The 14060-nt window shown below is 37.0% G+C and carries 13 protein-coding genes and 4 tRNA genes; all 17 read right to left on the reverse strand.

What is annotated here, in order from left to right:
* Positions 1–24: 24 nt before the first annotated feature.
* On the reverse strand, positions 25–408 hold the full coding sequence (gene rplL / locus IX83_RS08390; RefSeq protein WP_038501321.1) for a 50S ribosomal protein L7/L12: 384 nt from the start codon (positions 406–408) through the stop codon (positions 25–27).
* 80 nt (positions 409–488) lie between these two features.
* Entirely contained in the window at positions 489–1004 is a 516-nt protein-coding gene (gene rplJ / locus IX83_RS08395) for a 50S ribosomal protein L10 (protein WP_038501323.1), read from the reverse strand.
* A gap of 224 nt (positions 1005–1228) precedes the next feature.
* Positions 1229–1930 (reverse strand): 50S ribosomal protein L1, encoded by a 702-nt coding sequence (gene rplA, locus IX83_RS08400; protein WP_038501325.1) that lies wholly within the window; start codon positions 1928–1930, stop codon positions 1229–1231.
* A gap of 2 nt (positions 1931–1932) precedes the next feature.
* The gene (gene rplK, locus IX83_RS08405; protein ID WP_038501327.1) at positions 1933–2364 is read right to left on the reverse strand and encodes a 50S ribosomal protein L11; all 432 of its coding nucleotides are present in this window, start codon (positions 2362–2364) and stop codon (positions 1933–1935) included.
* 84 nt (positions 2365–2448) lie between these two features.
* Positions 2449–2985, reverse strand: coding sequence for a transcription termination/antitermination protein NusG (gene nusG / locus IX83_RS08410; RefSeq protein ID WP_038501328.1), 537 nt, complete (start codon positions 2983–2985; stop codon positions 2449–2451).
* 9 nt (positions 2986–2994) lie between these two features.
* Positions 2995–3405: a preprotein translocase subunit SecE gene (gene secE / locus IX83_RS08415; protein WP_038501330.1), complete on the reverse strand. Its 411-nt coding sequence runs from the start codon at positions 3403–3405 to the stop codon at positions 2995–2997.
* A gap of 10 nt (positions 3406–3415) precedes the next feature.
* Positions 3416–3491: transfer RNA gene (locus tag IX83_RS08420), tRNA-Trp, on the reverse strand.
* 74 nt (positions 3492–3565) lie between these two features.
* Positions 3566–4756 carry an elongation factor Tu gene (gene tuf / locus IX83_RS08425; protein WP_038497853.1) on the reverse strand — a complete coding sequence of 397 codons (1191 nt, stop codon included), beginning with the start codon at positions 4754–4756 and terminating at the stop codon, positions 3566–3568.
* Positions 4757–4812: 56 nt separating this feature from the next.
* Positions 4813–4887: transfer RNA gene (locus tag IX83_RS08430), tRNA-Thr, on the reverse strand.
* Positions 4888–4928: 41 nt separating this feature from the next.
* Positions 4929–5002 (reverse strand) — tRNA-Gly (locus IX83_RS08435).
* A gap of 25 nt (positions 5003–5027) precedes the next feature.
* A tRNA-Tyr gene (locus IX83_RS08440) sits at positions 5028–5113 on the reverse strand.
* Between the two features lie 258 nt (positions 5114–5371).
* Entirely contained in the window at positions 5372–6199 is an 828-nt protein-coding gene (locus tag IX83_RS08445) for an ATP-grasp domain-containing protein (protein WP_051919608.1), read from the reverse strand.
* On the reverse strand, positions 6189–6635 hold the full coding sequence (locus IX83_RS08450) for a plastocyanin/azurin family copper-binding protein (protein WP_038501332.1): 447 nt from the start codon (positions 6633–6635) through the stop codon (positions 6189–6191). The genes IX83_RS08445 and IX83_RS08450 overlap by 11 nt, the downstream gene beginning before the upstream one ends.
* Positions 6636–7235: 600 nt before the next feature.
* A complete protein-coding gene (locus IX83_RS08455; RefSeq protein WP_038501334.1) occupies positions 7236–8840 on the reverse strand; it encodes an IS1634 family transposase in 1605 nt (534 codons plus the stop codon).
* Between the two features lie 351 nt (positions 8841–9191).
* Positions 9192–10130 carry a LysR family transcriptional regulator gene (locus IX83_RS08460; protein ID WP_051919609.1) on the reverse strand — a complete coding sequence of 313 codons (939 nt, stop codon included), beginning with the start codon at positions 10128–10130 and terminating at the stop codon, positions 9192–9194.
* Positions 10131–11744: 1614 nt separating this feature from the next.
* Complete coding sequence (mnmE, locus tag IX83_RS08465; protein ID WP_081888802.1) at positions 11745–13091, reverse strand: tRNA uridine-5-carboxymethylaminomethyl(34) synthesis GTPase MnmE; 1347 nt, start codon at positions 13089–13091, stop codon at positions 11745–11747.
* Between the two features lie 136 nt (positions 13092–13227).
* Positions 13228–13671, reverse strand: a complete 444-nt coding sequence (locus tag IX83_RS08470) for an HIT family protein (protein ID WP_038501335.1) — start codon at positions 13669–13671, stop codon at positions 13228–13230.
* Between the last annotated feature and the right edge of the window lie 389 nt (positions 13672–14060).

The following is a 14060-nucleotide window of genomic DNA, read 5'->3' on the forward strand; positions in this document are numbered from 1 at the left end:
GGGCATAAAAAGTAATCTAAAAAATTACTTAAGCTCAGCCTTAGCACCAGCTTCTTCAAGTTTAGCTTTAGCAGCTTCAGCTTCAGCTTTTTCCATACCTTCTTTCAATGGTTTTGGAGCGCCGTCAACTAGTTCTTTAGCTTCTTTCAAGCCAAGACCAGTGATTTCACGAACTACTTTAATTACGTTTACTTTGTTAGCACCAACTTCAGCCAACACTAACGTAAATTCAGATTGTTCAGCAGCTGCACCACCAGCGTCACCGCCAGCTACAGGCGCAGCAACAGCAACAGCAGCCGCTGCAGCTGAAACGCCGAATTTTTCTTCCATTTCTTTGATAAGCTCAGAAAGCTCAAGTACTGTCATGCTAGCGATAGCATCTAGAATTTCTGCTTTAGATAAAGCCATTTTAAAAACTCCAATAAAAATATCTATTAAAAACCAGGGTTTGTTTTGCTTTGGTTAAGCAACAACGCATTCTTTCGCAATTATTTTGTATCGCGAACCGCAGCCAAGCCACGAACGAATTTTGTTGGCACTTCGTTAAGCGTACGTACGAATTGTGCAACAGGTGCTTGCATAGTACCAAGTAATTTGGCAAGCAATTCTTCACGAGAAGGCATTTTAGCAAGTGAATTAACACCCGCTACATCCAATACGCTATTAGGTAAAGAACCCAAGCGAATCACGATTTTCTCGTTTTCTTTTGCAAAGTCAGAAAGCACTTTTGCACCAGCTACTGGATCTTTACTGATCGCATAAATTAGCGGACCAGTTAGATCGTTAACGATACCCTCAAATGGTGTACCTTCAATAGCTTTTCTCGCTAACGTGTTTTTCAATACACGCAAATACACGCCTTTTTGACGCGCATTTTTACGCAATACGGTAACCGAAGCAACGTCAATACCACGGTACTCTGCGACAACGATCGATTGTGCTTCTGCAACCTGTGCAGAAACTTCTTCGATAACTGCCGCTTTCTCACTACGATTGAGACTCACGGTTTGAACACTCCTTCAAATGACACGGTGGGAACAATTCCCGATGTGTCGACCATATGCGGCGTCACTGGTAGAGCTTCTAAATGAATATCTTCCATGGGACGCCATCTGCGTAGGATACTTTCGTGATTATGATCATCAAAGGATTTCAATGATCTCCTACGGTCTTTGATAGCTTTGCACACTGAATCCAGCGTGCATTGCCCAAAGTTCTTTACAACGGCTTAGGCTGTTTGTTGCACTGAAGCCGTATCCACGCGAGCACCTGCACCCATTGTTGATGATACAGATAGCTTACGCAAATATACACCCTTAGCAGAAGCTGGACGAGCTTTAACCAAAGCATCTACCAACGCTGCCAAGTTTTGTTGTAACTGTTCTACGGTAAATGATGCACGACCAATAGTGGTGTGAATGATACCTGCTTTGTCTGTACGGAATTGTACTTGACCCGCTTTAGCATTCTTCACTGCAGTAGCAACATCAGGTGTTACCGTGCCTACTTTAGGGTTAGGCATTAAGCCACGAGGACCCAATACTTGACCTAACGTACCTACGATACGCATTGCATCAGGTGACGCAATCACGATATCAAAATCCATCTTACCTGCTTTTACTTCAGCAGCTAAGTCATCAAAACCGACTACGTCCGCACCAGCAGCTTTTGCTTCTTCAGCTTTATCGCCTTGAGCAAACACCGCTACACGTACTGTTTTACCCGTACCAGCAGGCATTACGATAGAACCACGAACTAATTGGTCTGATTTACGTGGGTCAATCCCTAACTGAATCGCTACGTCAATTGACTCATCGAATTTTGCAGTGGCCGTTTCTTTGATCAAAGCCAATGCTTCAGACGCTGTGTAAAGTTTATTACGATCAACTTTTGCACGAAGTGCTGCAACACGTTTAGAAATCTTAGCCATGTTTATACTCCTTCAACCGTAATACCCATACTACGAGCACTACCAGCGATAGTACGTACTGCTGCGTCAAGATCAGCAGCTGTTAAATCAGGCTCTTTAGTTTTTGCGATTTCTTCTACCTGTGCACGTGTCAATTTACCTACTTTATCAACGTGAGGACGTGAAGAACCTTTTTGAACACCTGCAGCTTTCTTAATCAAAATAGAAGCAGGTGGTGTTTTCATCACGAATGTGAACGATTTATCAGCAAATGCTGTAATCACCACTGGAATAGGTAAACCAGGCTCCATGCCTTGAGTTTTGGCATTAAATGCCTTACAAAATTCCATGATGTTTAAGCCACGCTGACCTAATGCAGGACCAATAGGTGGCGATGGGTTCGCCTTACCAGCTGGCACTTGTAGCTTGATAAAGCCAACAATTTTCTTTGCCATTTATAGACTCCTTGGGTTTTAACGCAGACTAGCCGCTTCCCATAGTTTAATGTTAATCAAAAAATACACAACAAACGTTGTTCTTTACACTTTCTCGACTTGATTAAAGTCAAGTTCGATAGGCGTAGGACGACCAAAAATCATCGTCATCACACGCACTTTATTCTTGTCATAGCTCACTTCTTCAACTGTGCCATTAAAGTCCGCAAAAGGACCTTCTTTCACGCGAAGTGTTTCACCCACTTCAAATAGAACTTTAGGACGTGGTTTCTCACCACCCTCTTCCATCTGAGCAAGGATTTTATTAATCTCTACTTTTGAGATAGGCGTAGGACGATTAGTTGAACCGCCCAAGAAACCTGTTACACGATTAGTGCTTCTTACTAAATGCCATGTGTCATCATTCAATTCCATCTCGATAAACACATAGCCTGGATAAATACGACGTTCAGTAACTTTACGCTGGCCAGCTTTATTACGTTCTTCCACTTCCTCAGACGGCACAAGAATACGACCAAAATAATGTGCAAGATCAGAGTTGGCAATACGCTCTTCTAACGCTTGTTGCACACTCTTTTCCATATTAGAGTACACATGTACGACATACCAAAGCTTGCTCATTTGTATTCCTTAACCACCCCAGCCAAGAAACTGGCCGTAAATTAACCATTCAACAATCTTGTCCACAATCCACAAGAATATCGCCATCGCCATAACAAAAGCAAACACGACACCCGTCATCTGGATTGTTTCTTTACGTGTTGGCCAAACAACTTGGCGAAGCTCACGGTAGGAACCCTCACCAAAACCAACAATACGCTTTCCTAAGTTAGTCATCCAAACCAAAAAAGCAGCCACTAAAACACTTAGGACAAAAATCAACGCTCTGGACCAACCTGGAAGCTGAACACTCGACGCATTATCAGGACCAAACCAATAATACGCAAAAATGCCTAGCAGCACACAAATCACCGCTAAGACAATTTTTACCTTATCACCAGAAGAGCTGACTGTTTCTATATTTTGGTTATTAGACATCATACAAATAAAATGGCAGGGGCAGTAGGAATCGAACCTACAACCTTCGGTTTTGGAGACCGACGCTCTGCCAATTGAGCTATACCCCTATAAATCTAAGATCAGTATTAACGAAAAGTTGGACTGCATATTATACAGCCCAACTTTAACTTTTGCAAGTCAATTATGCAGTGATTTTAGAAACCACGCCAGCGCCTACAGTGCGACCACCTTCACGGATCGCAAAACGTAAGCCTTCTTCCATCGCGATAGGCACAATCAACTCAACGTCCATTGCAACGTTATCGCCTGGCAATACCATCTCTTTATCAGCTGGTAGTGTAATCGTACCGGTTACGTCCGTTGTACGGAAGTAGAACTGTGGACGATAACCTTGGAAGAATGGCGTATGACGACCACCTTCTTCTTTTGAAAGAATATACACTTCTGCTGAGAATTTAGTGTGTGGTGTGATAGAACCTGGTTTCGCCAATACTTGACCACGCTCTACTTCTTCACGTTTGGTACCACGCAACAAGATACCTACGTTATCACCTGCTTGACCTTCGTCTAGCAATTTGCGGAACATCTCCACACCTGTACATGTTGTTTTCGCTGTTGGACGAATACCCACGATTTCGATCTCTTCACCAACTTTGATCACACCACGCTCTACACGACCTGTTACCACTGTACCACGACCAGAAATAGAGAATACGTCCTCTACTGGCATCAAGAATGTACCGTCAACCGCACGCTCTGGTGTAGGAATGTAGCTGTCTAATGCTTCAGCCAATGCCATGATTGCTTGTTCGCCCAAAGGACCTGTATCGCCTTCAAGAGCCAACTTAGCAGAACCTTTAACCACAGGTGTATCGTCACCTGGGAAGTCGTAGCTGCTCAACAACTCACGCACTTCCATCTCTACTAAGTCCATCAATTCTTCATCGTCAACCATGTCCGCTTTGTTCAAGAACACAACGATGTAAGGTACACCTACCTGACGGCTCAAAAGAATGTGCTCACGTGTTTGTGGCATTGGACCGTCTGCAGCTGAACACACAAGGATCGCACCGTCCATCTGTGCCGCACCTGTAATCATGTTCTTCACGTAGTCAGCGTGTCCTGGGCAGTCAACGTGTGCGTAGTGACGATTAGCTGTTTCGTACTCAACGTGAGCCGTGTTAATCGTAATACCACGTGCACGCTCTTCAGGAGCCGCATCAATCTGTGAATAGTCTTTAGCTTCACCGCCGAATTTCTTCGCCAAAATCGTGGTGATCGCTGCTGTTAAAGTTGTTTTACCGTGGTCAACGTGACCAATCGTACCGACGTTTACGTGTGGCTTGGTACGTTCAAACTTACTCTTTGCCATGACCCGACTCCTAAAAAATAAAATAAGTCTTGGATGATTGGAAAATAAAATTACCCTGGTGCCCATGGCGGGAATCGGACCCGCGACCTCTCCCTTACCAAGGGAGTGCTCTACCACTGAGCCACATGGGCCTTCTTCACTAAAACACGGGAAAATCTGATGAGAGAAACTCTGGAGCGGGTGATGGGAATCGAACCCACGTCATCAGCTTGGAAGGCTGTTGCACTACCATTGTGCTACACCCGCACATAACAGTCACCCTGTATTTTGGTGGTGGTGGAGGTTGGATTCGAACCAACGTAGGCGCTAGCCAACAGATTTACAGTCTGCCCCCTTTAGCCACTCGGGCACTCCACCGCTGTAGAAAAGATAATTTTACCCATAAATATTTAGAACGTCAAGCAGACAAATTACTTTTTTAAAATTCTTGTCGTATATTTGCACAACTTCATCGAACAAAAGAATGCCTCAGCCAAGCCACCACCTTTCTTGCCTCCTGATCAAATCGTTATTTTTACACCAAGTCCTTTGTCTCTTGTAAACTTTACCCCAATTCTTTTATCCATCCAAACACACGCGTTCCACGAACAAGCCCGTCAGATCGAAATGTTACCTTTATCCACGCAAACACATACGTTCTACGAACCGCCTTATATCAGCTGGTCCCCATGTTTTGGGCAAATACAAAGCTGGCTCAATTAACTCTACTTCCACAATCATCAACTGTTTTTGTTCCGTTAACAACCCATCTATGCGAGCGTAACGAGGCATTTCTGGCAACATTGATAATATTTGCTCGCCTAATTCAATCCATGATTTTTTTGCATCAATTGTTTTGACTTTTGCCCCGTATTGCGAGTTATAACGCCATTCTCCAGATGTTTCCAAATAACGATTAGCCGCATGAGAGAATGTTCCATTTGTATATATCAAACAAATTTCACCTTGAATACTAGATACAAATGGTTGAAGCAACAGGCCATTCGGATAGTCTTCTCGAGAGGGAACATGGCCATTAAACCGAGCAACTCCTTTTCCGCTTTGCCCATAAACAGGCTTAATAACAGGATGTTCACCCAAGCCCAAACCATTAATATTTGCAAACCGAGCGTCCCAATCCTCCTCAACACCCAAGTAAACACTAGCAATCACTGGAATCCCTTTATTTTCCAACTCCAGCAAATAACGCTTATCCATATTCCATAATTGAAGTGAGGCCGTATTCTGAATCCCACCCTTATCGAAAGACAACAGCCAACTCTTATATGCCGTTATCTGCGAAGTATAGTCCCAAACAGCCCATGGCAGCACACATTGATGACGTTTAGGCACCACCTTTTGCCAAGGAATCATCTTTGCATTCAATACGTCTGATAACCGCTTAATATCTTGATTTCCTGTTGGCCACTGTTCACATGTCGCCAATATTAAACTATTGTCCATATCCTGAAATATTTTTTGCGTACGCTTCCCAACGCCCTTTATTAGACTTCACAACACGTTCCAATTTTGGAATCGCTTCTTTGATCTTTTGTAGATTTTTAGCCTCGCCTACTTGAATAATCCCCACCATTCCCATCATTTGATGAGGTGGACACACATATAAATAAACACCCTCTTTATCTAAAACCAAACGAAACGTTTCATCTAACTCACTTCTAAAAGATGTTGCCCCTTCTGGCACCACCTTACTCATCACATTATGTCCCTTTTGAGTGGGTTCAAAAATAACCGTATCCCCCGGTGCAACCTTTAAAAAACCTGGTTCAAAAATCATCGTCTGCCCATCAGGCGACCAATCCAACATCTTTACACGATGCTCAGCCCCATACGCTTGAGAAACCGCTGCTAACAACATACACAAAATAAATTTTTTCATTTCACTTCCTTTTCAAACACTCATTACTGAATAAGACACCCTATCTTTTTTCTGACACACTTCCCTACAACGAACACCCTACAACGAACACCCTACAACGAACACCCTACAACGAACACCCTACAACGAACACCCTACAACGAACACCCTACAACGAACACCCTACAACGAACACCCTACAACGAACACCCTACAACGAACACCCTACAACGAACACCCTATTATTATCCAACAAAACAACGGTATTTCTGTTCCCGCTTATTACTCACATTAAAGAGAACGTTACCATCATCTCCCTCTTTCCTTTCTATAGACACAAAACTGCCTCATTACCGTTAAGATCGGACGCCACCTCACCGCACCCTTTCTTTCTGTGGGAACAAAAACCCGAAGAGGATGTATGTTTAATTGCATATGTATCATCCCTCCCTTTTTTTCTATGGACACAAAAACATCCTTATCGCACCGATGACTTGGGTGTAATCGCCATATTCCCGTTTTCATCGTGATAGAAAAAAATTAGAGGCTATCTTAGATAATTGCTAATTTCCCGATAATTTATAGTATACCCCTCCATCCAATATGGAGGGGTAGGTATTTTTATACTTTAATGTCTAGGTTTAATTCGTTTAAGATTTTGACTTGATCGGTTGTTAGAGGGTGTAATACTTTTTCATCATCAGTAACAAATAACTTAATATCGTCAAGCTCTTCAATTATATTGGTGAGGCTATACTTATATTCGATTTCTGTATGTCTAATTCTATTTCTTAATGCACTTAATAGAATTAACGCAATGAACATGACGAAGATTTTTCCGTTTGTTGTTTCTGAACGTTGAGTTCTTAATCTTCTTGAATCTAAGTTTGTTTTGATGTCGCAAAAAGCTTTTTCGATGAGATCTTTACCTCTATATGCCTCTAACACTTCTCCTGACGTTAAATCTAAATTGTTGGTAATTAAAACAAAATATCCTAGTCTATTATATTCATAAGAAATTTTTTCAATATCTCTTTCATATGAATACTCCGTTTTACCCTCTTGATGAATTTTAAAATACTTACAAGTTTTCTTTGTCACCACTTTTTCTTTTATTTTGTCTTGTAGTGCCTTTTCTTCATACTGCAAGTATTCTTCAAAATCAGACTGTAGCTCAATTTGTTTATCAAGATCTAAGAATACATGCAGATTGCATTTCATTCCTGTTAACTCAGAAGAAATTGTTCGACATTTTACCGTTTTAAATCCAGGAACTAAATCAGTGTAGCCCAGCTTTAGCTCTGAAATCTCATCGATAGATTGTCTTGATAAGTTTGTGTTTCTGGGTAAAAAAGTTATAAATTTATTCCCTAATTCATCGATTGTCTTCAAGTTATCACTTGAGAAATAGCCTTGATCCATGACGAAGGTAATTTTTTTACCTTTTAGATTCTTAGTTAAACTTAACATGAATTTTAGGTACGATTTATCAACAATGTTTCCCTGATACCAAGAGTAATTGAAAGGTAAGCGTGAATCGTAACCATATAGGATGCCAAGGTTTATCTGCTTTGTTTTGTCATTTTCTTTGTTGAATCCAAGTTTTGCTTCAATGATGCTTGAACTCGTTGAAATCGAGGTTGAATCATAGGCTAGAAAGTTTTCTGAACTTGCTTTTTGACTCCATAGATCCAGAAACTGATGTCTTTTTTCTTGAGTTATCACTTGAGAAAAAATATCACTAATCCTTTTGTCATTCATACATAAAGAAGTCGGCAAATAGTGTTTGTTAGCCCATCTTTCATATCCCTTCATCACGTTGCCACAACAGAGCATATAGGTAGCTAACGACATTAAATAGTGATGATCGCTACCAAAAACCTTTCTTAACATAACATCTAATTCTAGTTCTTTTGCTATTGTTTGAACGAGCTGCAACAATCCTTCAGGACGCGTGTATTTAACAGCAGATAATGGAATCTTTGAACAATCAACTTCTTCTTTTATGAACTGTGGTTTATCGTAAACTTTTAAATAATTTTCATTAGGTTGGAATAGTCTAGATTTTTTATCAACTAACTTGCCAATGGTGATTTTCTTTGATTGAGGATTGCCGTTGGCATTTCTTTTATACGCATAGTTATAAATCACATAATAAGTATCTTTGTATTTTAGATACGTGATGTTTTTATCAGGAAGCGTTGCTAGTTGATTTAAATATGCCATTATGTTCACCTAATGTAGACTGTGAATCATATGGTAGTCTACAACAACAAGGAAATCAAGCCAATTAGATTGATTTTCTTGTTATTTTTTTAAAGATTTTTTACACTTAGGTGTTGTTTGTATACCAAAAATTATAAGAACATGTGTATCCGTTTAAACAGAATCAACAACAAAAAGAATATCAGTAGAAAAACGATATAGAATAAAAAATCGGTTTTAGCTACATTTATATTCAAAGGAATGTTAACTTGGCAATATCGTTACATTTTGTATTAAATCGACAGTTATATTCTTTGATTAATATTAAAGAACTTCAACGCCTCTAAAATAATTCAGTTAAAACTTTTAGTCCTAAATAATGAAATCAACATCCATTAAATGAGCTGAATCAAGTTCTTTCATATTTTTTATTTTTTCAAAATATTTAATGATTAACTCACTGGCCAACCTTACCTTCTCTGATTGAATACGTTGTAATCTAACTAGATAAAGTGGTGCAATCGGCAACTGCCAACCAGGACAAAGCTGCACTAATTCACCGCTAGCTAAATATTGAGCTACATCTAATTTTGGTTGAATAGAAATGCCCAATCCATTTAATGCTAATTGACGACTGTTATATAAGGTATTACATCTGATTCGATACCTAGGTTCAAGCGTGATTCGTTCACCCTCTTTCGTGAACTCAAGCAAATTAAATCTATTGTTGTGATGACTAATCCAATTCAGATGGGCTATTTGATCAGGAGACTGTAGTCTTTTAAATCGACTCATATAACTAGGACTAGCACATACCACCATTTCCAAATCATATAGATGAGTTGCAATCATGTGGTCTTGCAATGAACCCGTTCCCACTCTCAACGCAAGATCGACTCTCTTTTCAAACAAATCAACGACCGCATCTTCAAAATAAATACTTAAATTAAATTCTGGGTTTTTATCTAAAATATGTTTGAATGCTTTGATCAACAAACTATCCATCAACCCTGTAACGCAGGTAATTGTTAATTCACCAATAGCCTTCTCTCTTATGATGTCAATCGCCTGAAATGCTTTATCGGCTTGTTGTTTCATAAGTACAGAATGTTGATAAAACGCCTCTCCCGCTTCTGTCAATGACAATTTTCTAGTAGTTCTATTAAATAACTTTATTGATAAAGACTGTTCTAACTTTTTAATATGCTGTGTCACTGCTGAGGGAGTCATTTCGAGCTTTTCAGCAGCAATATTCATTGAACCAGATTTTACCACTTCAACAAAAACAACCATTGACTTAAAATCGTACATAATTCACTCTTTTGTTGATCATCAAACTATATTTTAATAGATAATTACCAGACATCCAACATTAACCAAAAACACCTACCCTCTATTATTCATTAACCACAATGAACTCATAAAAAACACTTCATCCAACCACTCCGTTAACGACGATTAGACACAAATGGACTCAGAAAAAATATTTGATCCAAACATTCCATTAACGATGATTAACCACAAATAAACTCATAAAAAACATTTCACACAAGCATTCCGTAAAAAATACATCATCATTTATTACGCAGAACATTTAATTTAAAGGTATTAATAACTTTTCTCTGTGATTTAAAAAACTTTTCCATCAGCCCTCATTCTTTAAAATCATCAAGCACCAATTAACAAAGAGAAAGCACTTTACACAACCACTTCGTAAACATAATTAACTGCAAATGAACTCATAAAAAACATTTCACACAAGCATTCCGCAAAAACCACTTCATCATTTATGACAAAGAATATTTAACTTAAACATACTAATATTTTTTTCTCTGTGATTTAAAAAGCAGCTACTCGCTTCTTGTTTTTAATCAAAAATCATAACTTTTGGCTTTTTAATCTGACCAATAAAAACAAATATACCTAATTTAATCATCGAATATTTTTTGATGTTTCACGTGGAACATTAAATTTAGATAACAATAGATCCATGTTAAACGCCCCCTTTATAGCCTATTTTGAGGGTTAACATTAACCATAATTGCCTTACTATTTCGCTCTCTCACCCTATCGTTGGAAAACCCTACCCTTGAAACGAAACAGAAAACATATTATTTAATTAGAAAGGATGCGTTTAGTTTTTCTTACCTTGTAATCGCGTTATTCCGCTCGTTTTATTTTTCTTAAATATTAGAAAAACAGTAACCACATAAATTCAGGATAAATTAAACCTATTTTTTACATAAAATATTAAATCAAAGAGTAATAATTCAATCTTCAAACACCCCTTTATAGCCTATTTTGAGCGTTAACATTAACTGTAATCGCCTTACTGTTACACCGCATCCCATCGTTAGAAAATCCCATCTTTGGAACGAAACAGAAAACTAACTCAACCACCTCAAAACACAACACATATTATTTAATTTCAGAAGATGTATTTAGTTTATCTTATCTTGTAATCGCGTTATCCCATCCGTATAATTTTTCTTAAACATTAGAAAGATAGCAACCAATTGAATTTAAAAGGAATAAACACATGTTTCACGTGGAACATTTATACCAATACATCTACTGCTCTACTAAGTTTTAGATTGTTTTTAAATTTTGGGCTTTTTTGTTTATCTAAAAGGCTTTTGTTAATTTGAAATTAAAAGGCGTACGGATTATTAAATATTAAAGATCTTAAAGTTGCTTTCTATGAAATGAAGTTCGTAAATTAAACATTAATTTATAGTTTTAAATTCTAAGGAAGAAAAAAACACGTAAACTTTTGTTAGCAAAACATAGAAACTAAGAAAATTTGGTTTTACTATTTAATTATTTATACAAATAAAAAAATGTTCTTTTTTTTAAATAAAATCCTTGTAAAAACTTTCTATGCTGTTTTCTTATAAATTCGTCGGACTTTATTTTTGTCATTGATTATTTACCTATACAAAAACTACCAAAAATTTTACCTAACAAATCATCACTAGAAAACGTGCCTGTAATCTTGCCTAATGCATCATGAGCTAATCGTAGTTCTTCTGCAAATAAATCTAATAACTCGTCATTTAAATTAAGATAAGCATTATCTAAGTGTGTCTTACACAAATTAAGTGCTTCGATATGACGTTGTCTGGCAATAAAAAATGAATTGTCTAATTCCTGCAATCCTGCCAAAGTCAAAAGCTTAGTTTTTAATTCTTCTATACCTTGACCGGTTTGTGCAGAGATATACAATGTATTTTCATCATTTTTCAATGGCTTATCTGTCAAATCTATTTTATTGATAATATTCAAAATTGGCGTATTAGGTGATACTTTTTGTAAAATTTTTTCATCCAATTCTTTAGATTCATTATTAATCTCTTTTAAGTGAAGTAGTACTTGAGCTTTTGAGATTTCATTCCAACTACGATTAATACCAATATTTTCTACTTCATCGTCTGTTTTTCTTAAACCTGCCGTATCAATAATATGCAATCCAATCCCATTAATTTGGATTTCGCGTTTGACTGTATCTCTCGTTGTTCCTGCAATGGATGTAACTATAGCAACCTCTTCTTCAGCCAAAGCGTTCAATAGACTAGATTTACCTACATTTGGTTCACCAGCCAATACTACGTACAACCCTTCTCTAACAATCATGCCTTGTTTTGCTTTTGCAAAAACTTCATTTAATTCTTTTTGAATAGCATCGAGTTGTTCTTTGGCTTTATATTCTTTAATAAATTCAATATCTTCCTCAGGAAAATCTAATGTAGCTTCCACGAGCATTCTTAGATGAATAATTTGATCGTTTAATTTATTAATTTTTTCAGAAAAAGCCCCACGTAAAGACTGAATCGCACTTTTTGCTGCTGCTTGACTCGATGCATCAATCAAATCCGCTACAGCCTCTGCTTGCGTTAAATCCATACGGTTGTTTAAAAAAGCACGTTTTGTAAACTCACCTGCTTCTGCTAACCGCATTGAAATAAAACTTCCTTTTTTTAAACATAGACTCAATAATCTTTGCATAACGGCAATACCGCCATGACCTTGAAGTTCTAATACATCTTCACCTGTGTAAGAATGCGGCCCTTTAAAGTATAAAACCACCCCTTCATCTATAATTTCGTCTTCATCTTTAAAAGACAAAAAATAGGCTTTTCTTGGTTCGAGGCTTTTTCCAAAAAAATTTAAAATATACTGAGTCAAATCCTTATAGGAAATGCGTATTACACCAATGCCCCCTTTACCTGGGGCGGTAGCTACTGCAACAATCGGATCTTTATCAGTAATCATGTGGATAACTTTGTGAATAAATATTCAATCAAAACAAAAATATTTAATATTTTATTTATAAAATAAAATAACTATTTGATATTAATAAACAAAAAAAGTTTTCTTTGTTAAATTAAAAATTGTCAAAATTATTAACTCATGTGGATAAGTTAGTTGATAATCTTAATTTAAGTTCTTCGGCTATTGCTTCAATCTCTTGTTTATTAACGTTTTCTTGGGCATGTCTATTTAATTTTTTACCCTCATAACACGGTACTAAATGAAAATGTACTTGAAAAATTGTTTGTCCTCCAGCATCAAAATTATATTGTTTTAATTGCAATCCATCCGCTCGAGTCACTTCCATCAACACGGGAGCAATTTTTTTAACGGTATTCATGCAAGCAATAAGTGATTGATTATCCAAATCAAATAAAGTTGGTGCAGGAGATTTAGTTATAACTAGTGTATGTCCTTTGCTTTCTGGCATAATATCCATGATAGCAACTGTAAATTCATCTTCATAAATCTTAAAACTCGGTATTTCGTTTCTAATGATTTTAGAAAATATATTGTTGGGATCAAAATCTAGTTTTTTCATAGTAACCTCTCATTTACAGTATAAGTTTATCGAAAAATTGACTATCTTTAAAGTATTTTTTTTCTCCAAAACTAAGTAAAAACTCTTCATATTGTGGATAACTATAGTAGAAGAAATATGACTAATAACTAAGGGATAACTTTTTAATAACTATAATAAGATATAAAAATTAAAATTTTTTCCAGTTTTTGTTAAGTAAAAATACCTAATTTTTTCAAATAAATTTTTTATTTTATCTTTATGAAAAATAAATGTATTTTTGACTTATTCAACTTATCCACAACCCATATAAAGAAAAATAAGTTTACAAAATTTAAATTAATACTTTTTTTGATTTTTCATTTTTTTTATTGAGTGTTGTTTAAATGCCAAAAGAAAAAAACATTCAA

This window comes from Basilea psittacipulmonis DSM 24701 (genome assembly GCF_000743945.1).
Taxonomy (GTDB): domain Bacteria; phylum Pseudomonadota; class Gammaproteobacteria; order Burkholderiales; family Burkholderiaceae_B; genus Basilea; species Basilea psittacipulmonis.

Coding starts and splice junctions, on each gene's coding strand:
- rplL (WP_038501321.1), bottom strand. CDS start 408: ATGGCTTTATCTAAAGCAGAAATTCTAGATGCTATCGCTAGCATGACA.
- rplA (WP_038501325.1), bottom strand. CDS start 1,930: ATGGCTAAGATTTCTAAACGTGTTGCAGCACTTCGTGCAAAAGTTGAT.
- rplK (WP_038501327.1), bottom strand. CDS start 2,364: ATGGCAAAGAAAATTGTTGGCTTTATCAAGCTACAAGTGCCAGCTGGT.
- nusG (WP_038501328.1), bottom strand. CDS start 2,985: ATGAGCAAGCTTTGGTATGTCGTACATGTGTACTCTAATATGGAAAAG.
- secE (WP_038501330.1), bottom strand. CDS start 3,405: ATGATGTCTAATAACCAAAATATAGAAACAGTCAGCTCTTCTGGTGAT.
- tuf (WP_038497853.1), bottom strand. CDS start 4,756: ATGGCAAAGAGTAAGTTTGAACGTACCAAGCCACACGTAAACGTCGGT.
- IX83_RS08445 (WP_051919608.1), bottom strand. CDS start 6,199: ATGGACAATAGTTTAATATTGGCGACATGTGAACAGTGGCCAACAGGA.
- IX83_RS08450 (WP_038501332.1), bottom strand. CDS start 6,635: ATGAAAAAATTTATTTTGTGTATGTTGTTAGCAGCGGTTTCTCAAGCG.
- IX83_RS08455 (WP_038501334.1), bottom strand. CDS start 8,840: ATGGCATATTTAAATCAACTAGCAACGCTTCCTGATAAAAACATCACG.
- IX83_RS08460 (WP_051919609.1), bottom strand. CDS start 10,130: ATGTACGATTTTAAGTCAATGGTTGTTTTTGTTGAAGTGGTAAAATCT.
- mnmE (WP_081888802.1), bottom strand. CDS start 13,091: ATGATTACTGATAAAGATCCGATTGTTGCAGTAGCTACCGCCCCAGGT.
- IX83_RS08470 (WP_038501335.1), bottom strand. CDS start 13,671: ATGAAAAAACTAGATTTTGATCCCAACAATATATTTTCTAAAATCATT.